The 25,668-nt window shown below is 46.0% G+C and carries 23 protein-coding genes and 2 pseudogenes; 14 read left to right on the top strand and 11 right to left on the bottom strand.

What is annotated here, in order from left to right; genetic code table 11:
- Window positions 1-1,328, top strand: a 1,328-nt coding sequence (ricT, locus tag AB7E53_RS09120) for a regulatory iron-sulfur-containing complex subunit RicT (RefSeq protein WP_446775279.1), incomplete at its 5' end; no start/stop codon positions are given.
- Window positions 1,285-1,779 carry a gliding motility lipoprotein GldH gene (locus AB7E53_RS09115; protein ID WP_245832524.1) on the top strand — a complete coding sequence of 165 codons (495 nt, stop codon included), beginning with the start codon at window positions 1,285-1,287 and terminating at the stop codon, window positions 1,777-1,779. The genes ricT and AB7E53_RS09115, both read left to right, overlap by 44 nt.
- Here AB7E53_RS09115 and rodA read toward each other — a convergent pair whose 3' ends face one another.
- The 7 genes from rodA to AB7E53_RS09080 form a co-directional block, all read right to left on the bottom strand.
- Complete coding sequence (gene rodA, locus AB7E53_RS09110; protein ID WP_068178772.1) at window positions 1,780-3,228, bottom strand: rod shape-determining protein RodA; 1,449 nt, start codon at window positions 3,226-3,228, stop codon at window positions 1,780-1,782. It abuts the gene before it with no gap.
- Window positions 3,218-5,071 (bottom strand): penicillin-binding protein 2, encoded by a 1,854-nt coding sequence (mrdA, locus tag AB7E53_RS09105; RefSeq protein ID WP_446775277.1) that lies wholly within the window; start codon window positions 5,069-5,071, stop codon window positions 3,218-3,220. The genes rodA and mrdA overlap by 11 nt, the downstream gene beginning before the upstream one ends.
- Window positions 5,064-5,582: a rod shape-determining protein MreD gene (gene mreD, locus AB7E53_RS09100; RefSeq protein WP_079682751.1), complete on the bottom strand. Its 519-nt coding sequence runs from the start codon at window positions 5,580-5,582 to the stop codon at window positions 5,064-5,066. The genes mrdA and mreD overlap by 8 nt, the downstream gene beginning before the upstream one ends.
- Entirely contained in the window at window positions 5,575-6,429 is an 855-nt protein-coding gene (gene mreC, locus AB7E53_RS09095; RefSeq protein ID WP_079682752.1) for a rod shape-determining protein MreC, read from the bottom strand. The genes mreD and mreC overlap by 8 nt, the downstream gene beginning before the upstream one ends.
- 49 nt (window positions 6,430-6,478) lie before the next feature.
- Window positions 6,479-7,498 carry a rod shape-determining protein gene (locus AB7E53_RS09090; protein WP_079682753.1) on the bottom strand — a complete coding sequence of 340 codons (1,020 nt, stop codon included), beginning with the start codon at window positions 7,496-7,498 and terminating at the stop codon, window positions 6,479-6,481.
- Window positions 7,499-7,519: 21 nt separating this feature from the next.
- On the bottom strand, window positions 7,520-9,043 hold the full coding sequence (purH, locus tag AB7E53_RS09085; protein ID WP_446775275.1) for a bifunctional phosphoribosylaminoimidazolecarboxamide formyltransferase/IMP cyclohydrolase: 1,524 nt from the start codon (window positions 9,041-9,043) through the stop codon (window positions 7,520-7,522).
- A gap of 178 nt (window positions 9,044-9,221) precedes the next feature.
- Window positions 9,222-9,626 carry a hypothetical protein gene (locus tag AB7E53_RS09080; RefSeq protein ID WP_068178790.1) on the bottom strand — a complete coding sequence of 135 codons (405 nt, stop codon included), beginning with the start codon at window positions 9,624-9,626 and terminating at the stop codon, window positions 9,222-9,224.
- Between the two features lie 224 nt (window positions 9,627-9,850).
- Between AB7E53_RS09080 and AB7E53_RS09075 the strand changes: the two genes are divergently transcribed.
- Window positions 9,851-11,641: a leucine-rich repeat domain-containing protein gene (locus tag AB7E53_RS09075; protein WP_446775273.1), complete on the top strand. Its 1,791-nt coding sequence runs from the start codon at window positions 9,851-9,853 to the stop codon at window positions 11,639-11,641.
- 302 nt (window positions 11,642-11,943) lie between these two features.
- On the opposite strand, the gene AB7E53_RS09070 is transcribed toward AB7E53_RS09075, so the two are convergent.
- Complete coding sequence (locus AB7E53_RS09070) at window positions 11,944-13,080, bottom strand: dienelactone hydrolase family protein (protein ID WP_446775271.1); 1,137 nt, start codon at window positions 13,078-13,080, stop codon at window positions 11,944-11,946.
- A 1,065-nt stretch (window positions 13,081-14,145) separates the two neighbouring features.
- Between AB7E53_RS09070 and AB7E53_RS09065 the strand changes: the two genes are divergently transcribed.
- A complete protein-coding gene (locus AB7E53_RS09065) occupies window positions 14,146-14,709 on the top strand; it encodes a hypothetical protein (RefSeq protein WP_321719654.1) in 564 nt (187 codons plus the stop codon).
- A 49-nt stretch (window positions 14,710-14,758) separates the two neighbouring features.
- On the opposite strand, the pseudogene AB7E53_RS09060 reads toward AB7E53_RS09065, so the two are convergent.
- A pseudogene (locus AB7E53_RS09060) lies at window positions 14,759-15,160 on the bottom strand (ATP-binding protein); the annotation flags it as partial.
- Window positions 15,161-15,275: 115 nt separating this feature from the next.
- Here AB7E53_RS09060 and AB7E53_RS09055 point away from each other — a divergent pair.
- The 3 genes from AB7E53_RS09055 (at window position 15,276) to AB7E53_RS09045 (ending at window position 17,198) form a co-directional block, all read left to right on the top strand.
- Window positions 15,276-16,088: an agmatine deiminase family protein gene (locus AB7E53_RS09055; RefSeq protein ID WP_321719653.1), complete on the top strand. Its 813-nt coding sequence runs from the start codon at window positions 15,276-15,278 to the stop codon at window positions 16,086-16,088.
- A gap of 224 nt (window positions 16,089-16,312) precedes the next feature.
- Window positions 16,313-16,462 carry a hypothetical protein gene (locus tag AB7E53_RS09050; RefSeq protein WP_446775269.1) on the top strand — a complete coding sequence of 50 codons (150 nt, stop codon included), beginning with the start codon at window positions 16,313-16,315 and terminating at the stop codon, window positions 16,460-16,462.
- A gap of 10 nt (window positions 16,463-16,472) precedes the next feature.
- Window positions 16,473-17,198 carry a hypothetical protein gene (locus AB7E53_RS09045; RefSeq protein WP_446775267.1) on the top strand — a complete coding sequence of 242 codons (726 nt, stop codon included), beginning with the start codon at window positions 16,473-16,475 and terminating at the stop codon, window positions 17,196-17,198.
- A 1-nt stretch (window position 17,199) separates the two neighbouring features.
- Here the strand turns inward: AB7E53_RS09045 and AB7E53_RS09040 are convergent, their stop codons facing one another.
- Window positions 17,200-18,075, bottom strand: coding sequence for an AraC family transcriptional regulator (locus AB7E53_RS09040; protein WP_446775265.1), 876 nt, complete (start codon window positions 18,073-18,075; stop codon window positions 17,200-17,202).
- Window positions 18,076-18,416: 341 nt separating this feature from the next.
- Between AB7E53_RS09040 and trpB the strand changes: the two genes are divergently transcribed.
- From trpB to trpA, 7 genes and pseudogenes are all read left to right on the top strand, one after another.
- Complete coding sequence (trpB, locus tag AB7E53_RS09035; RefSeq protein WP_421467752.1) at window positions 18,417-19,598, top strand: tryptophan synthase subunit beta; 1,182 nt, start codon at window positions 18,417-18,419, stop codon at window positions 19,596-19,598.
- Between the two features lie 25 nt (window positions 19,599-19,623).
- A complete protein-coding gene (locus AB7E53_RS09030) occupies window positions 19,624-21,027 on the top strand; it encodes an anthranilate synthase component I family protein (RefSeq protein WP_350455616.1) in 1,404 nt (467 codons plus the stop codon).
- Window positions 21,028-21,046: 19 nt separating this feature from the next.
- A complete protein-coding gene (locus AB7E53_RS09025; protein WP_446774262.1) occupies window positions 21,047-21,616 on the top strand; it encodes an anthranilate synthase component II in 570 nt (189 codons plus the stop codon).
- A 4-nt stretch (window positions 21,617-21,620) separates the two neighbouring features.
- Window positions 21,621-22,616, top strand: a complete 996-nt coding sequence (gene trpD / locus AB7E53_RS09020; protein ID WP_446775263.1) for an anthranilate phosphoribosyltransferase — start codon at window positions 21,621-21,623, stop codon at window positions 22,614-22,616.
- 38 nt (window positions 22,617-22,654) lie between these two features.
- Window positions 22,655-23,446, top strand: coding sequence for an indole-3-glycerol phosphate synthase TrpC (gene trpC / locus AB7E53_RS09015; protein WP_421467754.1), 792 nt, complete (start codon window positions 22,655-22,657; stop codon window positions 23,444-23,446).
- Window positions 23,440-24,021 (top strand): annotated as a pseudogene (locus AB7E53_RS09010) (phosphoribosylanthranilate isomerase); the annotation flags it as partial. The gene trpC and the pseudogene AB7E53_RS09010, both read left to right, overlap by 7 nt.
- Before the next feature lie 33 nt (window positions 24,022-24,054).
- Window positions 24,055-24,828, top strand: a complete 774-nt coding sequence (gene trpA, locus AB7E53_RS09005; protein ID WP_246303386.1) for a tryptophan synthase subunit alpha — start codon at window positions 24,055-24,057, stop codon at window positions 24,826-24,828.
- Window positions 24,829-24,830: 2 nt separating this feature from the next.
- Here the strand turns inward: trpA and AB7E53_RS09000 are convergent, their stop codons facing one another.
- Window positions 24,831-25,409 (bottom strand): Crp/Fnr family transcriptional regulator, encoded by a 579-nt coding sequence (locus tag AB7E53_RS09000; RefSeq protein ID WP_079682761.1) that lies wholly within the window; start codon window positions 25,407-25,409, stop codon window positions 24,831-24,833.
- Window positions 25,410-25,668 lie beyond the last annotated feature (259 nt).

Raw genomic sequence — 25,668 nt, 5'->3', positions numbered from 1 at the left:
TAACCCTAACCGGCAAACTTGTTCTGCTTCAAATGAAAAAGAACAATGCACGTACCGAAGGGACCGAGGTAAAGAAGGTTTACCGCAAGGCTAAACCCAATGATATAGAGAAGTTTGAAGAGGCCAAGGCCAAGGAACATGCCACGATGATCCGTTCGCGGCAAATTGCTACCGAGCTGGGCCTGAATATGAAGATTGGCGATGTGGAATACCAGGGAGACGGCAACAAGGCCATTTTCTATTACATAGCCGATGAGCGTGTGGACTTCCGTCAGCTTATCAAAGTATTGGCCGATGCCTTCCGCGTACGCATCGAGATGAAACAGATCGGTGCCCGTCAGGAAGCCGGACGAATCGGAGGAATCGGTCCCTGCGGCCGCGAACTTTGCTGTTCCAGCTGGATGACCAGCTTTGTATCCGTTGCCACGGGTGCGGCCCGCTATCAGGACATATCCATGAATCCGCAAAAGCTGGCCGGTCAATGTGCCAAACTTAAGTGCTGTATCAACTACGAAGTGGATTCCTATGTGGAAGCACAAAAAAGACTCCCGTCACGCGAAGTGGTACTTGAAACAAAAGACAGCAATTATTACCATTTCAAGACCGATATATTCAAGAGAGAAATCACCTACTCTACCGACAGATCGTTTGCAGCCAACCTGGTAACGATTTCGGCCGACAGGGCCTTTGATATCATCGGAATGAACAAAAGGGGTAATAAACCCGTAAACCTGGAAGGCGATACCAAGCCCGAAGCACCTAAAAGAGATGCCCAGGATATATTGGGACAGGAAAGTGTAACCCGTTTCGACAACACCGTAAAGAAGAAGAAAAAGAAGCGTCCCAACGAAGGTGGCGACAGAGAGCAAGGGCCCGTAAAAGCCTCTGCAGAAGGCGATTCGTTGGTTAAGAAAGTAACACCGGTAACCGAAAACCAGTCGCCAGTCAAAAAGGCAGGCAACCCAAACGAAGGTAACCAGCCCAAGGGGAACAAACCCGACCGCGAACAAAACCGCGACCGCGATAACCGCAATCCACGTGACAACCGCGAAAGGCCCAACCGCCCCAACCGCGAAAACGGGAACCGCGATGCCAATCCACGCGATAATGTGCAACGCGAAGCTCGCGAAAACAACCAGCCGGAAGGAAAAGAAAACAAGGAAAATCCGGTACGCGACAATGCAGCACCGCGCGACAACAATGCACCGCGTGAAGGAGGCAACCCCCGCAACAAACGTAAAAACAGACAGCGTAACAAAGGTGATAAGTCCAGAAACAATGACAATGCGCAAAGCGGAAACAACCCCGGACCAACGCCCGAAGCGTAACTCCCTGTTGATTTGCCTGTTGGCCACTCTGTTCTTCTCCTGTACGCAACCGGCTCTGTACGACCAGTACCAGCCCATTGAAAATGCGGTATGGGAGAAGAATAAAGAATACTATTTCTCATTTCAAGTGAGCGATATCAGTGTGCCATACGATGTAACCCTCGAGATAAGGAACAACAACCTGTATCCCTTTCAAGACCTATGGGTATTTTATAGTGAAGAACAACCTATCGGTCCGCTTAAGCGGGATACGTTGCAATGCATGCTGGCAGATAACCGCGGAAAATGGCACGGCAAGGGAATTTCCCTGTTTCAGTCCAGCTTCCCCCTGCGAAAAAGGTATACCTTCTCCCATACGGGGCAGTACACCTTCAGTATCCGCCAGGGTATGCGAAACGACTCGCTTCCCGGCATCCAGGAGATAGGCATGCGCGTGATACAGTCGCCGTAATCAGAGCCGCTCGTTACGGGCAGCATCCATACGCAGGAAGATAAACAGCAAGATGGTAAATCCCCACAGGGAGGAACCTCCATAACTAAAGAATGGTAGCGGAATTCCGATAACCGGAGTAAGTCCCGTTACCATTCCTATATTAATAGCCACGTGGAAGAAAAAGATGGAAGCCACGGAATACCCATAAATACGCTGGAACGTGCCGTGTTGCCGTTCGGCCAGAGTGATCAGCCGCAAGATAAAGACCCCAAACAAGATCACCACCAATGCCGCCCCTACAAAGCCCTGCTCCTCACCCACCGTACAGAAAATAAAATCCGTATCCTGTTCGGGTACATACTTTAATTTGGTCTGCGTCCCATTGAGGAATCCCTTACCGGAAAATCCACCGGAACCGATGGCAATCTTGGACTGATTCACATTATACCCCGCACCGCTGGGGTCGTCTTCCAATCCCAGTGACACCTTGATACGAATCTGCTGATGCGGTTCCATAATCTCGTCGAACACATAATCCACCGAGTACAGAAAACCTACAGAACCTACGGCAAACAAAGCAATCATCGCATACTGCCGTACCCACCCCCTCAAGGAGAGATAAACAAGGTAAATCACCAAAGCAGCCATCAGTCCCCAGGCAATCCAGAGGAAATTAACCGGAACAAAGAAATTAACCAGGTAACCGATCAGAAAGGCACTCCCCACCGTTATCAGAATCACCTTCACCACCAGACCGTCCCTGCGCAAAACCTGTACCAGGAAAGGCGTAATAAGCAATACCATCAGAAATACCAGAAACTGTCCCAAAGGCGTAATGCCCCACAACACATCCGAAAACTTCATGGAAGTAACAAAGAACACCACCGCACAAACACCTGTAAGCAAGATGTAGCCGGACATACCCTCGCGATACAACACCAAAAAGAAGGCCAGGTACACCAACGCCGAACCCGTCTCCTTCTGCATCATAATCAGCAACATAGGCAGCAGGATCAGCCCCAGGGTAAGTGCAAAGTTACGGACATTGGAAAGCGTAAATCCGTAGGAACTCATAAGCTTTGCCACCGCCAGTGCCGTGGCAAACTTGGCAAACTCGGCCGGCTGCAAGCGGATGGGCCCCAGCACCAGCCAGGAACGCGAACCCTTGATGTCGGGAGCCAGAAAAATGGTGGCGATAAGCAGTAAAATCATACCTATATAAAAGACATAGGCAAAAATATCGTAGAAATCACTCTCCAGCATCAGGATCACAAAAATAAGTCCCACAGCCATCCCGGCCCACATAAGCTGCGACCCGGCACGACCGTCCAGGCTGAACAGTCCCGTATTATCGAACTCGTAACTGGCACCGCAGATACTTATCCACCCCATGATGATCATAATCACATACAAAGCGATGGTAAACCAGTCGACCGACCTCCATGTATCTATTTTTCTATAAGGCATTTCCCGGCATTATAACTGAATTAACAATAAATTCTTCCGTAGCCTTGCTTGCTTCCGGAATCTCTCCCCGCAGGTACTTCTCAAACATCAACTTCCCGATGGGCACAGCATATTCGGCACCAAAACCCGCGTTCTCGATAAACACTGCAATGGCAATTTTAGGATGATCCTTCGGAGCAAACCCCATAAAGATGGAATGGTCCTTTCCATGAGGATTCTCGGCCGTACCCGTCTTACCGCACACTTCGATATCCGGCAGATAAGTACCCCGGCAGGTACCACCTGCCACAGCCTGGACCATCCCCTCCACAATATAATCGTAATAATGCGAATCGACGGAGGTCTTTCTTTTCTTTGTATACAAGGTATCCAGCGGCATATCTTCAATCTTCTTCACCACGTGGGGCGTATAAAAATGCCCCCGGTTGGCGATGGTAGCTGCCAGATTGGCAATCTGCAACGGAGTAGAGGTAATTTCACCCTGACCGATGGCTGTAGATATAATCGTGCTGGAGTTCCAGCGCTTGCGGTAAATCTTGTCGTAAACCTGACTATTGGGAATGTACCCCCGCTTCTCTCCCGGTAAATCGATACCCAGCTTATACCCGTATCCCATGGAAACCACGTGGTTCTTCCAAACCTCGAAAGCCTCCTGAATGCTGGGATAACGCTTGCGGCTGTCCAGCATATCGTGCAAACCCCAGCAAAAATAGGCGTTGCATGAGGTAGCCAGGGCAGACACCAGGTTAAGAGGCGAAGCGTGACCGTGACAAGCGGGCTTGCCCCCACGCAACGGATATCCGTGGTAGCAGGTGTACATGGTTTGCGGCGATATGATACCCTCCTGCAGGAAAACAAGTCCCTGTACCGGTTTAAAGGTCGAACCCGGCGGGTAGTAGGCCATGATAGGGCGATCAAACAAAGGTTTGTTGGGATCCTTCTCCAGCAGCTGATGATTCTTTCCGCGCATACGCCCCACCAGCATGGAGGGATCGAACGTTGGAGCCGACACCATGGCCAATATCTCGCCCGTTTCGGGCTCAATCACCACAATCCCCCCCAGCTTGTTCTGCATCAGCTTTTCGCCGTAGGCCTGTAAATCCATATCAATGGCCAGGGTAAGATTTTTACCCGATTGAGGCACCACATCGTGTTTGCCCTCTTCGTAACGGCCTTTTATCCTGCCGTGGGCATCGCGGAGCAGAATCTCCACCCCTTTCTCGCCACGCAGTATCTCTTCGTAAAACTTCTCAACCCCCGTGCGGCCCGAATAGTCGCCCTGCACATAGTAGGGATCTTTCTGAATATCCCGCTGGTTCACCTCTCCTATGTTACCCAACACATGGGCGGCATAAGGATACTGATACTGGCGGATGGTACGGTTCTGGATATAAAAACCCGGAAACTTATACAATTTCTCCTGCAACACACCGTACTCCTGTGCCGAAAGCTGATTCATAAACACCTGAGGCACATACGACGAGTAACCCGGATTAAGTCTCCGGTTTTTGATGTCGCCCATCCGTTTGATAAACTGAGCCTTGGTTATACCCAATATATCACACAGGTCGGTTGTATCAAAAGGCTGAATCTCGCGCATAATCAGCATCACGTCGTAGGCAGGCTGGTTATACACCAGTAACTTTCCGTTACGGTCGTACAACATCCCCCGCGACGGATACAATGTCTTTTTAAGAAACGCATTACTATCGGCCCACGCCTTGTAATCGTTATCCAGCACCTGCAGATAGAACAGACGGGCAATAAAAATAAGAACCAGCAAGACAACCGCCCCGCCAATCACATACTGCCTGTTCTCCTCATTGTATACCCTGTTAGCCATCTATCCTGTGCGATTCGATATTAAACGCCTCAACGATAAAAATCACCAGCACCGTAAGCGCCGCACTGGCCACGATACGCAGCAGCATGAAGAGCGGATCAAAGAAGGTGAGCGACTCGATACTGAACAGAGCCACATGATGCAATATGGTGATAAACAACGAAAAACGGAAAAAACCACCGTAGCCAAAAACCTTGAAAGAGGGATAAACACCTTCGGGCAGCTCGTTCCCCATCATCACATTGATAAGCGGAGCACGCAAGAAACCCACCAGGGTGCAGGCCGCAGCATGCATACCCGGCGTATTGGCAAACAGATCAATCACCAGTCCCATTAAAAAGGAAAAGAAAACAACCAGCGAGCGGGAGGTACCCACCGGCAACTTCAATATAAAATACAGGTACAGGAAAGGCGTTGCTATGCGCAGGAAGTGAATGTTGTTCAGTACAAAAATCTGAATCAATGCAAACACAACAAAATAAAACGTACCTCTCAGTATATTATTAATCATTTCGTTTCGCCTCTTGTTCTACTTCTATTTGTTCTTTCTGCCTTTTATTATTTATAATACGCACATGCTGCAACGATGTAAAATCTGTTGCCAGCAACACTTCCAGCGTATAGAAATTATCGTCGCGCTGCTTCTTGTGTGCCGCGATGGTACCCACCCGTATCCCCGAAGGGAAGATAGCGGAATACCCGCTGGTTACCACCGTATCCCCTTTCTGGAATACCACGTGACGAGGCAGCTCCTCCAGGTCGGCCATCCGCGGATCGCGTCCGTTCCAGGTTAACGACCCGAAATTATTGCTGCGCAATACCTTGCAACTAAGTCGGAATTTAGGATTAAGCACCGGCAGGATCACCGCATAATGATCGCTCACCACCGAAACAATACCCACCACACCTTTGGAGGAAACCACCCCCATATCCGGTGCGATACCATCTGCCTTACCTTTGTTTATCGTTATATAATTGAATTGCGACGAGATGCTGTTGCTCACCACCTCCGCACTAATAAAGTCGAAATCAAACACCTCCGTCGAGTCGGGGGTGAAACCACGGAAAGCCACCGTATCGGCAAGCAATCCATCCATCTGGTCCTGCAGGCGAAGCAGCTCCATCTCCAGCAGGCCGTTACGCTCCATCAGGTCTTTGTTTATATCACGCAGACTCAGGTACGTATTTACAGCACCTGTTACGGAAGCAATTTTCCCGGTAATCACATTACCCGAGCTAAAGAGTATGTTGCGCTGATACGCATTGCTGCGATACACCAGCACCAGCGATACAATCTCCAGCAAAAGGAATAAAAACCAATGTCTTTTTCTAATCAGGAAATCAAGCAGTTTCCGCATAGCTACTAATTAAAAGGATCCCCCGGACAACCGCCCGGGGGATTACTTATTATCGGATAAGGAAATTAAACTTATCAATATTCTTCAGAGCCACCCCGGTTCCTTTCGCGACAGCGTGCAACGGATCTTCCGCCACATGGAACGCGATACCGATCTTATCGGTCAGGCGCTTATCCAACCCACGCATCAGGGCACCACCTCCGGCCAGGTAAATACCGTTACGAACAATATCGGCATACAATTCGGGGGGAGTCTGTTCCAGGGCACTCAGGATAGCCGCTTCCATCTTGGAAATAGATTTTTCCAGACAGTGGGCAATTTCCTGGTAAGAAACAGGCACCTCCATCGGAAGGGCCGTCATCTGATTAGGACCATGCACCACATAGTCCGCCGGCGGATTCTCCAGCGAAGTAAGCGACGAACCCACATTTATCTTAATCATTTCGGCCGTACGTTCGCCCACCTTCACATTGTGTTGTCTGCGCATGTACTCCATGATGTCGGCCGTAAGGTCGTCTCCGGCAATACGGATAGACTTGTTGGAAACAATACCACCCAGCGAAATAACCGCAATTTCGGTAGTACCCCCACCTATATCCACAATCATGTTACCCTCGGGCGCTTCCACATCGATACCGATACCGATTGCCGCAGCCATCGGTTCGTAAATCATGTATACATCGCGACCTCCGGCATGCTCGGCAGAGTCGCGCACAGCACGCAATTCCACTTCGGTACTGCCCGAAGGAATACAAACCACCATCCGCAGCGAAGGCGTAAACCAACGGCTTTTGGGGTTTATCATCTTAATCATGCCGCGAATCATCTGCTCGGCCGCATAGAAGTCGGCAATCACCCCGTCGCGAAGCGGACGGATGGTCCGGATGTTCTCGTGGGTCTTACCATGCATCTGACGTGCCTTTTCCCCTACAGCCAGCACCTTGTCGGTACGGCGGTCCAGGGCAACCACCGAAGGTTCGTCCACCACAATCTTACCATTGCAGATAATAATCGTGTTGGCCGTTCCAAGGTCCATTGCTATCTCTTGTGTGAAAGAAAATAATCCCATTTTTTCTGCTAATTTAAAACATTAATGTTTGAAGTGACGAACCCCCGTCTTAACCATAGCCAATCCATGCTCGTTGCAATAAGCCACAGACAACTTGTCATTGATTGAACCACCCGGTTGAATTACCGCGGTAATACCCGCCTGATCTGCAATTTCCACGCAATCGGGGAAAGGGAAGAAAGCATCCGAAGCCATTACAGCACCCTTCAGGTCGAAGTTAAAGCTGGCCGCCTTTTCGATGGCCTGCTTCAAAGCATCCACACGCGAAGTCTGACCGATACCGCTGGCGCATAACTGCTTGTTCTTAACCAGGGTGATGGCGTTAGACTTACTGTTTTTCACCAACTTGTTGGCAAACAACAAATCATCCACTTCGGCCGATGTAGGCTGTTTGTCTGTCATCGCCTCCAGATCGGCAGCCGTCTGAATGCTCAGGTCCTTGTCCTGCACCAGTACACCATTCAACAACGAACGGAACTGAACATCGGCTGTCTTCGTATTTTTACGGATCAGGATAATCCGGTTTTTCTTTTGCATCAACACTTCAAGCGCATCCGTATCGTAATCCGGAGCGATAATCACTTCGAAGAAAATCTTGTTGATCTCTTCTGCAGCCTCTTTGTTAATCACGCCGTTGGTAATCAGGATACCGCCAAAGGCAGAAACCGGATCGCCGGCAAGCGCATCCTTCCAGGCTTCCAGCACAGTGCTGCGCGATGCGATACCACAGGCGTTGTTGTGCTTCAGGATGGCGAATGTAAGTTCGTCGAACTCATTGATCAGCGTTACGGCAGCATCAATGTCCAACAAGTTATTATACGAAATCTCCTTACCCTGCAGCTGTTCGAACATCGCTTCGAAGTTCCCGTAGAACAAGCCCTTCTGATGCGGATTCTCGCCATAACGAAGCACCTTGGCATCGTTTACGGCACAGCGGAAGGCAGAACCCTCGCCCCCGTCGAAGTAAGAGAAAATCGCACTGTCGTAACCAGACGAAACCATGAAGGCCTCCTTGGCAAACCAACGGCGGTCTTCCAGCGAGGTAACGGCACCCTGCTCGTCCAGTAACTGTAAAAGTGGTTTGTACTGCGCTTTGGAAGCCACAATCACCACATCCTTATAATTTTTAGCAGCAGCGCGTATCAGCGAAATGCCACCTATATCAATCTTTTCAATAATTGCCTGATCTTCGGCCCCCGAAGCCACTGTATCCTCGAAAGGATATAGGTCAACAATCACCAGGTCTATCTCAGGTATTTCGTACTGCGCAATCTGTTCGTTATCCGTAGGATTATCCCTGCGGGTCAGGATACCACCAAAAACCTTGGGGTGCAGTGTTTTAACACGGCCACCCAAAATAGACGGATACCCCGTAAGGTCTTCCACCGCATCGCAGGGAATTCCCAAAGATTCAATAAAAGTTTGCGTTCCTCCCGTAGAAACAAAGCTAACGCCCTCACGGTGAAGCTTTGTTAAAATTTCATCCAATCCCTCCTTATGGTATACCGATACCAGTGCGCGTTTGATTTTTTTCGTTGCAGACATCTTACCTAACTATTTACTTTATTGTTTTGAAGCACAAAAATAGCTATTTTATTTCTAATAAGGCAGTTCGTACTACTAAAATTCCTTTTAAAAACTGAATCTTTGTCAGTTTGCAAAAAAAAGGGTCCGCATCCACGTTAAAGCAGACACAGACCCTCTGTCAGGAAATCCGCAATTTTTATTTCAAACGCTTGAACACCATAGGTTCAAGCATGGACGAAAGCACATTTTTAAGCTCCAACCTATTAAAATCGTCGGAGAAATGAAAGATAAACACATCCGCAGGCTCGTCGGCACCGGCTCCGTTTGCATAGTACAGGTACAGGAACTTCCCTGCAATCTCGTACTTCGAAGGCCTGGCAGTCAGGGTCATCAGATCATCGTGATACAACACCGTACCATCAGAAAGAAACTCCATGCTGAAATCGGTATCCACAGGCACATGGCCCTCGTCGCCGGTAACATTCACCCATTTCCCCACAATGGCCTGCCGGGCGGTGTCATCGTCGTCGTCGCACCCCGTAAAACCCACCATCAACAGCAAGGCCGTCAAATTCAAAAACAAAAACAATCTCCTGTTCATACCACCTGTTTCTATACTAATTAAGACGCATAAACACCCCGATTCGTTGCATGAGCGGGTAGAGAAAATCAACAATATTTGATTGATTTTATACTATCAACCGTTTTGAGTTGATAAAAACACAAATCATTTAAATCGAATTAATATGTTAAACATCAACAATCTATAGTTTATCTATCGAAACTTTTATATGTTTGTGACACTTATCCCTAAATACATCATTTATGAAATCCACTAAACATCTTTTGTTACTTATCATTGCATTGATATCAATCAATATCAATGCTCAAGAAACTGTTTCATTAACAATTAATGTTGAAACAGCAGGAACTCTGCCTGAATTGATCCCTACATCACAAAAGAATCAAATTACAAACCTAACTTTAACCGGCAATCTAAATGGAACCGATATTCGCTACATACGCGAAATGGCTGGGAGTGATGCCGATACACAGTTTACTTATGGAAGTCTATCTGTTCTGGATCTTGCTAAAATTAAAATTGTAGCCGGCGGAGACTATTATATAAATCTGTCTGGTAGAAAACTTTACTCTGGGTCAAATACCTTCGGCGAAGGTATTTTTTATGGATGTAATACATTAACTTCTGTAATTTTGCCAAATAATGTTACTAAAATTGGAGATTTTGCATTTGGCAATTGCTTTGGATTAACGTCTGTAACAATTCCAAATAGTATTACTGTAATTGGGAATAACGCATTCTATTGTTGCATAGGATTAATTGCTTTAACTATTCCAAATAGTGTTACTTCTATTGGGGATTATGCTTTTGTAGGATGTACAGAATTAACTTCTATAACGATTCCAAATAGTGTGACTCAAATTGGAAACTTTGCTTTAACTGGATGTAAAAAATTAACTTCTATAACGGTTCCCAATAGATTAACTGTAATTGGAAATGGTGTTTTTAGTAATTGCACAGAATTAACTTCTGTTACTATTCCAAAGAGTGTTACTTCCATAGGAAGTTCGGCTTTTAGTTTTTGTAGAAGATTAACATCTGTCACTATTCCTAACAGTGTCACTTCCGTAGGAAGTTCGGCTTTTAGTTCTTGTTCAGGATTAACGTCTGTAACAATCCCAAACAGTGTGACTTCCATAGGAAGTTCGGCTTTTAGTTTTTGCACAGGATTAACGTCTGTAACAATCCCAAACGGGGTTACAGCAATTGGAAATTCAGCTTTTTATCAATGCTCGGGATTAACTTCTGTAACTATTCCAAACAGTGTGACCAAAATCAATGATTTTACTTTTAGTTATTGCTCAGGATTAACTTCTGTAACTATTCCAAACAGTGTGACTATCATTGGAAGTTCGGCTTTTAGAAATTGCAAAGGAGTAACCTCCATAACTATTCCAACAAGTGTTACTATAATTGAAGGTTGGGCTTTTAATGAATGCACAGGATTAACTTCTGTTACTATTCCAAATAATGTAAAATTAATTGGACAAAGCTCTTTTCATGACTGTACTTCACTAATTTCTGTAACTATTCCAAATAGTGTAACAACAATTGAATATGCAGCTTTTAGAAACTCAGGATTAACGACTATAACTATTCCAAATAGTGTAACAGATATTGAAGATTACGCATTTAATGAATGCCTACTAAAACAGATTTATTGTGAAGCAACTACTCCTCCACAAATTGAGTCAGAAACATTCTCCAATATCTATAATACCTGCGAATTATATGTACCGGAAGTAGCCTATTCTGCTTATCTGAATGATCCATATTGGGGTAAATTTAATATTATAAAACAAGTTATCACATCAATTTCCGATACAGATGCTGGCAACTTAAATGTGTATTCAGAAAATGGTTCTATTATCGTTCAGGGTGGAAAATTGGGAAATCTTGTTGATATTTACAGTGTTTCAGGATCTTTGCTGCAGAAAATAAAAATAACAGACCACATTGTTCGAATTACTGTTGCTCCTCAAAAGATTTATATCGTTAAAACAGGAAATAAATCATTTAAAATTGCCATGTAATAAAATATGCAAAGCGGTAATTTAATAATAATAAAGCCAGTTAGTCAATGCTAACTGGCTTTATTTATCCTTAAAAGTCTATATCAGACTTGTATTCAGGTATTTAAACAATAGCTCACAATTCCAAATCTTCAATTAATGGTTTATGTGATAAACCTTAAAGAATCAACTTTAATAAGTGAATTTAAATCTTCGTAACTAAAACGGGGAACCATTCCTAAGGCCAATTACAATTCAACTAATTTAAAAATACGATAATCCGCATCTTACACTTTTTTCATACATAAATAAATTCCCAAAATCTACTTCAGATAATATTCAAAAAATGAGTAAATAATCTCGTTTGATGCGGTTGTAGGAGAATGAGCCGGCCTGTTACTCATGCCCACCCTGTTTTCATAGCCCAGCAATTTATATACTTCAATCGTTCTGTTTAAAGGAATCCAACGTTCAACCGGATCTTCCGAACCTCCTGAAACCAGGAAAGGTCTTGGGGCCATCAAGGCATGTAATTCGTGCAGATCGAAGCCCTTTTTTCTCAACTCGGGATACAATCCCTTTGCCGGATTATCTTTACTTATAACACCCCTCGGCCTCCAGGGCTGCGGGTGGTAACCCAGATAGTAAGGCTCCCAGTAGTTTACAGATTCCCTTGTTTCGTCAAATACAATGCCGGGATCCGACCAGGCAGCACAGGCAAATTTATCGAACAGACAAGAGGCAAACATCGCCCATTTCCCCCCGAAGGAATGACCAACAATTCCGATGCGTGTAGAATCTACATCGGGAAACCGCGACAAGGCATTCCATGCGTTTGCAGCGGCATAGGCCAGCATAGACAGAGGCTGGATGGTTGCATGATTTAATTCAGGATAGAACAGTGCGTATGTTTTTGCTTCGGAGGCCTCTTTGGTCCCGATGGAAAGGGTGATAAATCCCCTTTTCGCAAGCTGGTAAGCAAAATCACGGTTCGGTTTATCGCTCAGTCCGATGGCCGTTTCCGGCTCATAGAAAACAGTAATCACGGCCGGTTTTTTCCCTTCACCAACGGGCACAAGCAGGTAGCCTGTGGTAAATTCATTCGGGGTCCACCGGAAGCGCACTGTATACTGTATAAAGTCTTCTCGTAACACCTTGCTGATAATCTGCAGGTAGTTATTTTCAATCAATGGCGGCCACTCTCCCAGCATGGCATTCCATTTCGCTAAGATTTCATTTCTGCGGCTTTTCCATTCCGTGGGGTTGGCAACCATATCTCCATTATAGAACCGTAACGCCGACCGATAATCACCCACGCTGTCCCTGAACCGGGCAGGAGGTGTAAAACAGGATTCAATATGCCTCCATGCCCTATCCTTATCGACGGGACTTTCCTGCGAATAAAGATCGGGGGCGACTGTAATAATAGCGAGTAACAAGGTTAACCAAAATTGTTTCATAGACTTTATCGTTTCAATGCATGTAAAAATAATCATATATAATTTATCAGTTTCCCACAATTGCGAAATAAATATCTCATATTGCGAAAAAGATCTGGTTGTTGATGCAAATATACCACCGCCCAAAGACACAAATCCACCTGTGTCCACTTGTGTCCGCATTTGTCCACTTAAGTAAAGATAAGTACACTTACCGTATGCTTTCAGCATTTCTGACTAGAGTTTTTTGTCCTAAATCGAAGCACGGAAAATGGAACACAAACTATTTCCTTTCCAAAATAAGCTTATTTGCTCTTCAAAATAAGCTTATTTCAACGCTCAAATAAACTTATCTGAGTCCTGAAATCAATTGATTTAAAACGGGGAAAGCTTGTAGAGATAAACACATGTAACTTAACCTGCAGTGATTAATCTAAGACGAGATAAACATGTACTCGCAATCTTCTTCAGACTAAGATTATAGGTAATTTATTCCTTCCTGTAACAAACAGACGACAGGTAATTATTATCACTTAAAAGTAAAAGAGTTACCTCCAGAAGATGTGCAATAAAGCGTATCTGCAAGCTGATAAAAAAATATTTTAATTTTAATATTATACAAAATGAATAGTTTTTCGTCAAAAAAAAGTCAGCAATAAAGAATTATAACACTGTAGTTCAAACATTTAATACAAAACCTTAATAATCTAAAGATTAATAACACCGTCAAAAAAGTATAACTTGACCTTCCAAAATATGTCGTATCATTGCAGCCGAAAGCAATTTCAAACATTGCACGAAACAAATCACCTCCGTTTGCGGAAGCGATTTTACCAAAGCCCGGCCGGAGGGCAAAAACAGATCCGGGAAGACAATAGCGATTGTCTGAAGCATTTATCAGTAATGGAAAGTCTTTGAATTCCGGTTTTTTTTAAAACTATCTTGAATATGCATTATATATTTAAGAAGCTTAGGACATAAGATAGGACATTTCGAAGTCAAAACCCGCATCAATACAGGGAAGTAGACGACATTAGGATAGGACATTTAATTATAACATTATTAATTACCTTAAAAATCGATACGATGAATAAATTTTTTGCGTTAGAAAACTTACTTAAAAGCGGATACTGCATCATCCCCCGGGTGATATTGGATAACCAGCAGAGCAGCTGTAAAAAGACAGCCCTCAGAGCAGATATCCTCAGCTACTTCTACCAAAAGGCCTACTTTGCCAAAGGCGATGTTGTGCTGGACGGACGAATCTACACCTGCTTCAGGGGAGAGCTGATTGTGAATCAGCAAGAACTAGCCGCTTTTTTTAAAACCGAACGCAGGCAATGGAACCGCATCATGGCAGAGTTTACAAGCGAAAACATCATCCGTGTTGACCGATTAAGAGGTGGATCCCGCATCTCCATAGTAGCTTACGACTGCATTGTGGGTAAGAAAAGCGCCCAATACAAGCAGGCCAACGGAGGCGATAAAGCGGCAGAAGATGCAGCACCCAAAGCTAAAAAGCCGAAACTGGGCGTTTGGGTCGAAAACTACTACCCCGAGCACCATGTAAAAGGTTGTTACATACCCCCACTTGACATTGATTTAAGCAAAATACCAGCTTTTCAGGACAAACTGGATGACAAGAAATAGTTGTTTATTATATGAATCAATGTCTATATAAGATTAGTTCTATTTATTATTAATCTTTGATATAGTAGCCTCCAGTCTTCGGTGCACCACGAAATTCTATTAATCCTTTTTCGTTTAAAGATTTTAGATAACGCATAGTGGTTCTCCAGCTTTTAGAAATGCTTTCTGCAATTTCTGATGCATTTAATCCAGGCTTAGCTCTAAGAAGGATTGTTATCGCTTGCTCATTCTCATTTACTATGCCATTTACTATGCCATTTACTATGTCATTGGTGGCATAGTTGTTTTGTTTACGCTTGAGCACAACCGTAAACATACCATCTGTATGAAACTCCGGTTCAGGAAGTTTGGCTTCCTGCATGGCTTCCTGCATACGAGGAATATCGGAAGCAACCCTTTCAACCAAGTGCATACGCGTAAAAAGTGCGAATAATAATGGATTGCGTGTCATACGAAGATATAATTAATATCGCATGAAAAGAAATCTAATACCATTTTTCTGCACTTTTGAGTAATGGTCTATCTAGGTGTTTGGGGTAGTTTTGTATAAACTTAATACGGATAGGATGTTGCTGACTGACTATGATACCAATATGGTTTACTTTTCGGAATGGATTAGGGATTTTGCTTGCTTTAATTCCATAAGCGAAGTGCTGAAGTGGCATTGCATCAATTTCGAGCTGTTGCCCTTTACGAAGGATTACTGGATAAGGGATTTTATGCCTGTACAGATTGCTGAATCGGTGTTTATTGAGTACAAATACAATCCGGATTACCTGCAAAGCAAACGGGCTTTTATTACTGATCCGAAAGGTTGTTGCAACCATTTACATATCCCTACTCAGAAAATTGATGTTGTGCTTGATGGGGGTAACATTATAAAATGCAGGGATGCTGTAATTATGACCGACAAGGTGTATGCCGAAAATCCAACTTTTACCAAATGGCAGCTATACGATACACTGGAGGAGGTTTTTCAATGCCGGGTTATTATTATTCCCTGGGATAGATACGAAAAATATGGCCATGCTGATGGGATGGTGCGCTATATCGATAAGGAGCGAATTCTTCTGAATAATTACATCAATTTTGATATTGCCCTGCGCAAAAAGCTGATTAATGCTTTGGAGGGCTTTTATGATATTGTGGAACTGGACTACAGGGTTGCCAAACGCTCTAAACTGAGTTGGGAATACATCAACTTCCTGCAGGTTGGTTCGTTTATTCTGCTGCCTGCCATTGGTGCTCCGGAGGATAAACTGGCATTCAAGCAATTTTCGGACCTATTTAATGAACATCAAATTGAACAGGTTAATATTGCAGAGATTGTGGAACTTGGTGGTGCTTTAAACTGTATATCGTGGAACATTAAAATTTAAATGATATGATAAATAAAGAGGTATTAGATGATCTTTTTAATCGGTTAATGAATCGTTTTGAAAATGAAGATCAATCCGAATCCTACATAAAGGATGGTTCGAATCTTAGCTTCTCAGATGAAGAGATCATTTTCATGGGTCAATATAACATCGCTGCTTTCGCTAAGAAATATCCCAAAATTTCAATATATTACATGAAATGTTTATCTTAAAAATTAATTTATATGAAAGAACTTGTTATCTTTATCGTTGTATTTATAGTTCTGTTCTGGATTGGAACAAAACTCAACAGATGGGTAAATGGGAGTCAGATGATTGCCAAAAACCAAAAGAAGATTCTCAAAGAATTAAAGAAACAGAATCGTAAAAATTAAATATACTATTATGAACAAAAATCTAAATGACTACCCGCTTCTCGAATTATTAGACGTTAAAAGCCTATTGCAAACTTACCCTATCGAAAAAAGAAATGAAGCAATTGGGGAAATATTTGATGCCATTGCAAAAAAGTTATTCAACGAATATCATATCAAAAAGGGCGACTCTACCTATGATTTCCTAGAGATTGAATTCTATTATTTTGATAAAGGACATAAAGACTATATTACTTATCCCCGCACAATCGGTAAAGGCAACTGGTTCTTCCATAACAGCGGGATGGATCTATCGTTTGAAAGTTGGTCTGAAAAAGGCTTCGAAAAGACAAGTGAAGCTGGCGAAAACTTCTTTGGAGGGATATTGATCCGGAGTTTAGTAAAGGATGACAGAACTGCGACTATAGGTCCTCTTAAATGTTGCTGGAAACTTTTTGATTCTTTCTGTGCTTTCGAACGCAGGGTAAATGAATTACCTGTTATAGAGCGTAAACCTGTTGAAACCAAACATGATATCTATAGAACGGTCCGATACATTCGCTATGATAAGGACAAAGCAGCTAAAGACTACGGAGTTAAGAACTTTGATAGTTATAAAGAACATCTTGACTTACCTTACCGGTACTTTATCAAATGCCCGGTATTAATTGAGCTTAAAAATGCTCCATATAAAAAAGAGATTCAATATAGAGCTCAGCCCTGGAAAACGGGTTCTAAAGAGGTGAAAGTACCCTAACCTATACTCGTTGTATCGGGATCCAGACTTCGGTTTGATACTGTGATACGGGGCGGTCTTCGTTGTCTAGATAATGTTCCAGAATAAGATCATCATTCATTTGGTAACCTTCGGGAATGGATTGGATGGCCGGTTCGTAAAATTGATCGAGGTAGTAGTATGGGCCAACATGGGTGAATACGGCATACTCGCCGGCTGGAATCTGCATGTATTTGATTGGGTCTGTTACCTTTAATCGTGGTTTATCTGTAACGGTCATACAAGCATAAAAGCGACATTTATTGGGGTCGGTTATTTCGGTGGTATCGTAACATATCCCCCAATAGGATTCGTCCTCGGGCAAAATGTCATACGAAAGGGCAAAGGTATACAGTTTATCCCAACTTTCGGCTTCGAAAAAGGTGCTGGAGTAGTTGTTATAATCTCCGATAAAGGAGAGAAATATAACGGGAGTTTCCTGCATGCACCGGATGCTGCAGCTTAGTTTTTTGGTTTCGGCTGATTTGCTCTGCCGTACGAGTTGACGATACTGGGAGGGTGTTAGATTGTATTTCTTATCGAGTACGTTGTACAGGGCTGTATCGTTTGCATATCCTATCCTTTCGGCTATCTGGGTGGATGTGTACCTCCCTTCAGCAATGAGCTGCAGGGCCAGCTCGCGTCTCACTCTGTCGATGTATTCGCCAAAGGATTCGTTGAGATAGAGCTTGAAATAAAGCTGAAAATTGCGGACGGACATACAGGCTATCCCCGCCAACAAATCGGCCTGTGTCGCTTTATTGAATGCGTGAGAGGCTGAAGCCGACCAATCATTGCCTATTTGCTGATTCACATAGTGCAATACGGAATCGATTTGTGCTTTGTATTTTGTATTCATAATCAACCCTTTTCGATTTACAAATATGCGATTATTATTTAGATTAATACCCTTTTGGGGGTTATTCGTAACCCTTCCAGGTGCTGCGAAGAAAAAAAAATACAAAAAAAAGGACGAATTATTTGCAGATTATCAGAAAAGATATACATTTGCTGCCGATATAACAACAAAAGAAATGAGAACTATAATGGTTAATACATATTGGTGGCGCTTCTTACAACTCACAAAGTCGTAAGGAACAGTCCTGTGTATATCCATAAAGTATAAGATATTTTAGAAGGCCTGCCGCTCTTGCGACAGGCCTTTTTTAATTTGCAGAATTTAATAAAAAACAAAATAGAATGAAAACGTATCTGGTTAACGAAGAGGGTTATTACGGTGAATTTGGAGGAGCTTACATTCCGGAAATTTTACACCGCTGTGTGGAAGACTTGAAGAATACTTACCTGAAGGTGCTGCAGAGTGCCGACTTTAAACAGGAGTTCGATGCTTTGTTGCGTGATTACGTGGGGAGGCCGTCGCCGCTTTACCTGGCCAACCGCCTGTCTGCCCGCTACGGCTGCCGCATCTACCTGAAGCGCGAGGATCTGAACCATACGGGTGCACATAAGATTAACAATACCATCGGACAGATTCTGCTGGCCCGGCGCATGGGCAAAACGCGCATCATCGCAGAAACGGGTGCCGGTCAGCACGGGGTGGCCACAGCTACGGTTTGTGCCCTGATGGATATGAAGTGTATCGTGTACATGGGGAAGACGGATGTGGAGCGCCAGCATGTGAATGTGCAGAAGATGAAGATGCTGGGTGCCGAGGTTCGTCCGGTTACATCGGGCAACATGACGCTGAAGGATGCTACCAACGAGGCCATACGCGACTGGTGCTGTAACCCGGCGGATACGTTTTACATTATCGGTTCTACCGTGGGGCCACACCCCTACCCCGATATGGTGGCTCGCCTGCAGTCTGTTATAAGCGAGGAGATTAAAAAGCAGTTGCTGGAGAAAGAGGGACGCGAGAATCCGGATTACCTGATTGCCTGTGTGGGCGGCGGAAGCAATGCGGCGGGTACCATTTATCATTTTGTGGATAATCCGGAGGTGCAGATCGTACTGGCTGAAGCGGGTGGCAAAGGGATTGATTCCGGCGAATCGGCGGCTACCATCCAGCTGGGACGGATGGGTATCATCCACGGATCGAAAACCCTGGTGATGCAGAGTGAAGACGGACAGATCGAGGAGCCTTACTCTATCTCGGCAGGTTTGGATTATCCGGGTATCGGTCCGTTTCATGCCAATCTATCGGCTACCAAACGTGCCCTGATTCTGGCAGTGGACGACCGCGAGGCGCTGGATGCGGCCTTCGAACTTACCCGGCTGGAAGGGATTATTCCGGCGCTGGAATCGGCTCATGCCCTGGGTGCTTTGCCCAAGCTTTCTTTTAAACCTACCGATGTGGTGGTGCTTACGGTTTCGGGGCGCGGCGACAAGGATATGGATACGTACATTGATTCGATGAAATAACATACCCACTTAACAGCATACTTCTATGAACTACAGTTATAAGACACACAGCAAAAGGATATTGGGCGATTTACATACGCCGGTGAGCATTTACCTAAAGGTACGGGATATGTATCCTGAGTCGGCCTTGCTGGAAAGCTCGGATTTTCATGCCAACGAGAACAGTCTTTCGTTTATCGCCCTCTGTCCCATTGCCAGCATTGGCATTAACAGCGGAATGAGTACCATGCGCTATCCGGATAATCACACGGAGGAGCTGCCGGTTACGGATGCCTATACAGTGGCGGATGCGCTGAACGATTTCCTGAAACGGTTTAAGGTGGAGGGCGACAACAGCGAAGTTTGCGGTTTGTTCGGTTACACCGCCTTTGATGCGGTTCGCTATTTTGAGAAGATAGAGGTGATGGAGAGTCACCATGCACAGAACGATGCGCCGGATATGTATTATCTTTTGTATAAATATATTTTAGTGTTCAACCATTTCAAGAACGAGCTTACCCTGATAGAGCTGTTGCGCGAGGGCGAAGCCAGCGAGATGGAGCGTATCGAGACGATGATTGAGAACCGCAACTATGCGTCGTACAATTTTATTCCGGATGGCAAGGAGACGAGTCCCATTACGGACGATGAGTACCGTGCCATGGTGCGCAAGGGGGTGGCTCATTGCATGCGGGGGGATGTGTTCCAGATTGTGCTGGCGCGTCAGTTCAAGCAGGCTTTCAGGGGTGACGATTTCAAGGTGTACCGTGCGTTGCGGAGTATCAATCCGTCGCCTTACCTGTTTTATTTCGACTTTGGAGGTTTCCGTATCTTCGGCTCCTCGCCCGAAACCCATTGCAAGGTGAGCAACGGTCGCGCCAGCATCGATCCTATTGCGGGAACGGCTTTCCGTACGGGCGACTTGTTGCAGGATAAGTTGCTTACGGAGGCGTTGCTGAACGATCCGAAGGAGAATGCAGAGCATGTGATGCTGGTGGATCTGGCTCGTAATGATTTGAGCAGGAACGCCCACGATGTGAAGGTGGATTTTTACAAGGAGCCTCAGTATTACTCGCATGTGATTCACCTGGTTTCGAGGGTGAGCGGTGCGTTGAATCCGGAGAGTAATCCGGTGAAGACTTACATTGATACCTTTCCGGCGGGTACGTTGAGTGGTGCACCCAAGGTGCGTGCCATGCAGCTGATCAGCGAGATTGAACATCATAACCGGGGTGCCTACGGGGGTTGTATCGGGTTTATAGGGTTTAACGGCGACCTGAACCAGGCCATCACCATCCGTTCGTTTGTAAGCAGGGGCAATAAGTTGTACTATCAGGCGGGGGCAGGCATTGTGTCTAAAAGTGATGATGCCCGCGAACTGGAGGAGACCAACCGTAAGCTGGCGGCGTTGAAAAAGGCGATCGACCTGGCTGCCACATTAAAGAATTAATAGTAAAATCAGATTGTATATGAAAAAGATATTGTTACTGGATAATTACGATTCGTTTACCTATAACCTGCTTCATATCGTGAAACAACTGGGGTTTACGGATGTGGAGGTGCATCGCAACGATTGCATCGGACTGGACGAGATTGAGCGCTTTGATAAGATTTTACTCTCGCCGGGACCGGGTATCCCATCCGAAGCGGGTATTTTGCTGGATGTGATTAAAAGGTATGCGCCTACCAAAAGTATCCTGGGGGTTTGCTTGGGCGAACAGGCCATAGGCGAGGCTTTCGGGGCCCGGCTGGAGAACCTGAAGGAGGTGCATCATGGCATCAGCTCGGTAATCAGAGTGATGGAAAGCGACTACCTGTTCAACGGGTTGGGCGATAGCTTCGAGGCGGGGCGTTACCACTCGTGGGTGGTGAGCGGTGAGAACTTTCCCGACTGCCTGGAGATTACAGCCCAGGATGATGCAGGCGAGATTATGGCGTTGCGCCATTGCTGCTACGATGTGCGGGGCATTCAGTTCCACCCGGAATCGGTGCTTACGCCTAAAGGGATTGAGTTGATTGCAAACTGGTTAAATGCATAAGGGTATGAAACAGATATTATACAGATTGTTTGAACACCAGTATCTTGGCAAGGAGGAGGCACGCGAGATATTGCAGAATATGGTGGCCGGCAAATATACCGACACCCAGATTGCTTCGCTTATCACGGTGTTTCTGATGCGTAACATTTCCGTGGAGGAGCTGACCGGCTTTACCGATGCCTTGCTGGAGATGCGGGTGCCGGTGGATCTGGCGGAATATAAGCCGCTGGATATCGTGGGTACGGGTGGTGATGGAAAGAACACCTTCAACATTTCGACTGCGGCCTGTTTTGTGGTGGCGGGTGCGGGTTATCCGGTGGTAAAGCAGGGTAACTACGGGGCTACGTCGGTGAGTGGTTCGTCTAACGTGATTGAGCAGCACGGGGTGAAGTTTACGGCCGACAATGATAAGCTGAGGGCTTCCATGGATGGATGCAACATGGCTTACCTGCATGCACCGCTGTTCAGTTCGGCCATGAAGGCTGTGGCGCCCATACGTAAGAGTCTGGGGGTGCGTACGTTCTTTAATATGCTGGGACCGCTTATCAATCCGTGCCGTCCGGCGTATCAGTTACTGGGTGTGTACAACCTGCCGTTGCTGCGGTTGTATAGTTACAGCTACCAGCAGAGTCTGGCTAATTTTGCGGTGGTTCACAGTATGGACGGGTACGACGAGATTTCGCTTACGGCTCCCTTCAAGGTGGCTACGGCTACCACCGAAAAGGTGTATACGCCCGAGATGCTGGGACTGAAACGCATAGATCCTACGGAGTTATACGGGGGTGAGACGCCGGAAGAGGCTGCTTTGCTGTTCGACCGGGTGTTGCGTAACCAGTGTACGGATGCGCAGCGGGATTGTGTGCTGATAAACGCGGCCTTTGCCATCCGGGTGATCGAACCGGAACGGTCGGTCGAATCGTGTCTGGCCATTGCCCGCGAATCGCTGGAGAGTGGTAAGACGTTGGCTACTTTTAAAAAGTTTGTAGCGTTGAACAGTTGATTGGAGGGGATTGTTTATTGTATTTAATTGATAAGACAATGAAAGATATTTTACAAGATATTATTGCAAACAAACGGATTGAGGTGGCCCGTCAGGAGGAGGCCATCTCGTTGCAGACTTTGGTTAGCATGGGCAGTACGCGCCTTGACTTGCCCACTCGTTCGATGCGGGCGGCTCTGGCTGCTTCTGAAGCGGGTATCATTGCCGAGTTTAAACGGAAGTCGCCCTCCAAGGGGTGGCTGCATCCGGAAGCCAATGTGCGCGAGGTACTTCCCGCTTACGAGCTGGCAGGGGCATCGGCTTGCTCGGTGCTGACCGACAGTCTGTTTTTCGGGGGTTCGCTGGGGGATCTGGCTACGGCACGCAAGGTGGTGGATCTGCCTTTGCTGCGGAAAGATTTTATTATTAACAGTTACCAGTTATACCAGGCCCGTGTGATGGGTGCGGATGCGGTATTGCTGATTGCCGCCTGCCTTACGCCTGCGGAGTGCCTAAGCCTGGCCGAAACGGCTCACTCGCTTCAGCTGGAGGTATTGCTGGAGGTTCACAGCCAGCAGGAACTGGATCACCTGAATCCGCACGTGGATATGGTGGGGGTGAATAACCGGAATCTGGGGTCGTTTCATACGGACGTGGAGAATTCGTTCCGTCTGGCCGAACTGCTGCCCAAAGAGGTGCTGAAGGTTTCGGAGAGCGGCATTGCCGATCCGCAGCTGATTGCCCGCCTGCGTAAGGTAGGGTACCGGGGGTTCCTGATTGGGGAGACGTTTATGAAGGAGGCGGACCCGGGACTTACTCTCACTCATTTTAAAGAGGCTATACCATGTTGATCAAGGTTTGTGGAATGCGCGACCCGGATAATATCAGCCGGTTGTCTGCTCTGGATATTCATTGGATGGGGTTCATCTTTTACGGGGCCTCCAAACGGTTTACGGAGTATGTGCCTGAGACGTTGCCGGGACATATCAAGAAGGTGGGTGTTTTTGTGGATGCCGATGGTTCGGAGGTGTGGAATACGGTGAAACGGTACGGGTTGGATATGGTGCAGCTGCATGGCAGCGAGTCGCCGGCCCTGTGCTGGGAACTGCGTCAGGCGGGGATTCCGGTCATCAAGGCTTTCGCCATCGAAACCGAAGCCGATCTGCAGGCTACCGTTGCCTACGAAGGCTGCTGCAACTATTATCTGTTTGATACCAAATGTGCCGGATATGGTGGTTCGGGCAAGCGTTTTGACTGGTCCGTTTTATCTGCCTACAAAGGGGAGACGCCTTTCTTGCTGAGCGGCGGGATTAATCCCGACAGCTTGGGTGACCTTACGGAATTTGCCCATCCCTACTGGGTGGGGGTTGACCTGAACAGTGGCTTCGAAACGACACCGGGGATGAAGGAGGTTGATAAGCTGAAAGAATTTGTAAAATCAATAAAAAAATTACGTCGTATGAATCGTATAACGACTTTATTTAAAACCAGACAGAATAATATTTTGTCGGTTTACTTTACCGCAGGTTATCCTAACCTGAACGATACCACCCGAGTCTTGAAAGCATTGCAACAGAAGGGAATCAATCTGGTGGAGATAGGGATTCCGTTTTCGGATCCCATGGCCGACGGTCCGGTTATTCAGGAGTCGTCTACCTGTGCCCTGCGCAACGGTATGTCGCTGCGGGTGTTGTTCGACCAGCTGCGGGATATACGCGAAGAGGTAAATATACCGCTGATACTGATGGGGTACCTCAACCCGATCATGCAGTACGGGTTCGAAAACTTTTGCCGTTCGTGTGCCGAATGCGGAATAGACGGGGTGATTATTCCCGATCTGCCCTTTGCCGATTACCTGGCGGACTATAAGGAGACGGCAGAAAAGTACAACGTGAAGGTGGTGATGCTGATTACGCCCGAAACATCGGAAGAACGTATCCGTCTGATTGATGCCCATACCGACGGATTTATCTACATGGTATCGTCGGCCTCCACTACCGGTGCCCAGCAGAGTTTTACAGAACAGAAGCAGGATTACTTCCGTCGCATCAACTCCATGCAGCTTCGCAACCCGAGGTTGATCGGATTCGGCATTTCAAACAAGGCTACCTTCGATGCAGCCTGCAGCAATGCCTCCGGTGGAATTGTTGGGAGTAAGTTCGTACAGCTTCTGGGATCGTCGGCTTCGCCCGAAATGGCTGTCGACAAGCTATTGGAAGCCTTGAACAGCTAACCTTATAGGGTACCGGCCCGTACGCGGCTTAGGGTTTCGGGGGTCATCTCCAGCAGGGAGGCAATCTGACTCAAAGGGGCGCGACGAATGATTTCGGGGTTGTTCTTCAGCAGACGTTCGTAGCGCTCGCGTGCCGATTCGAAGCGGATGGAGTCTGCTTTCCGCTGCGATAAGATAAGCGATGCCTCCAGCATTTTACGGTAGAGAAGTCCGATTTCGTAGTATTCCTTCGACAATTCTTCCAGGGGATGGTAGGGTATTCCGTACACTACAGAGGGTTCAATGGCCTCCACCTTCAGAGGAGTTGGCTTCTGGCGGAGGAAGCTTTCGATGCAGATAAACATAGATCCGTTACAAGCAAAGTGTTCCGTAAGTTCGCGGTTGTTCTTGTAATAGAACTGCCGGACCATACCCTTGTAAACATACCCTATCTGATCGCTGATCTGACCTTCCTTAAACAGTAATTCGTTTTTCTTTAGCTCCGTTCGTATAAGGATAGAAGCGAATATCTCGAGCTGGTCTTCATTAAGTGGTGAAAGAAGCTGAGAAATGGCTGTGGCTGCATTCAGTTTAGTATCCATATTGAATTGTTTCTTCGACAAATGTAACTAAAAAACAATGCTCTGCAAACAATTTTGTTGCAGAGCATCTATTTTTTATGTTAAAGCGATTATTTATACTCGCTCCAGCTCTTGATCTGAATATCGTCTTCGCTTAAGGTACAGAATGCGGTGATGAAGGCAGAGGCCAGACGCGCATTGGTGATAAGCGGAATGTTCAGGTCGATGGCAGCGCGACGAATCTTGTATCCGTTGGTAAGCTCGCCCGGTGAAAGGTTCT

The sequence above is a fragment of the Macellibacteroides sp. genome, assembly GCF_050251695.1.
In the GTDB taxonomy this organism is placed as follows: domain Bacteria; phylum Bacteroidota; class Bacteroidia; order Bacteroidales; family Tannerellaceae; genus Macellibacteroides; species Macellibacteroides fermentans.
This window is presented reverse-complemented; position numbering and strand designations above follow the sequence as displayed.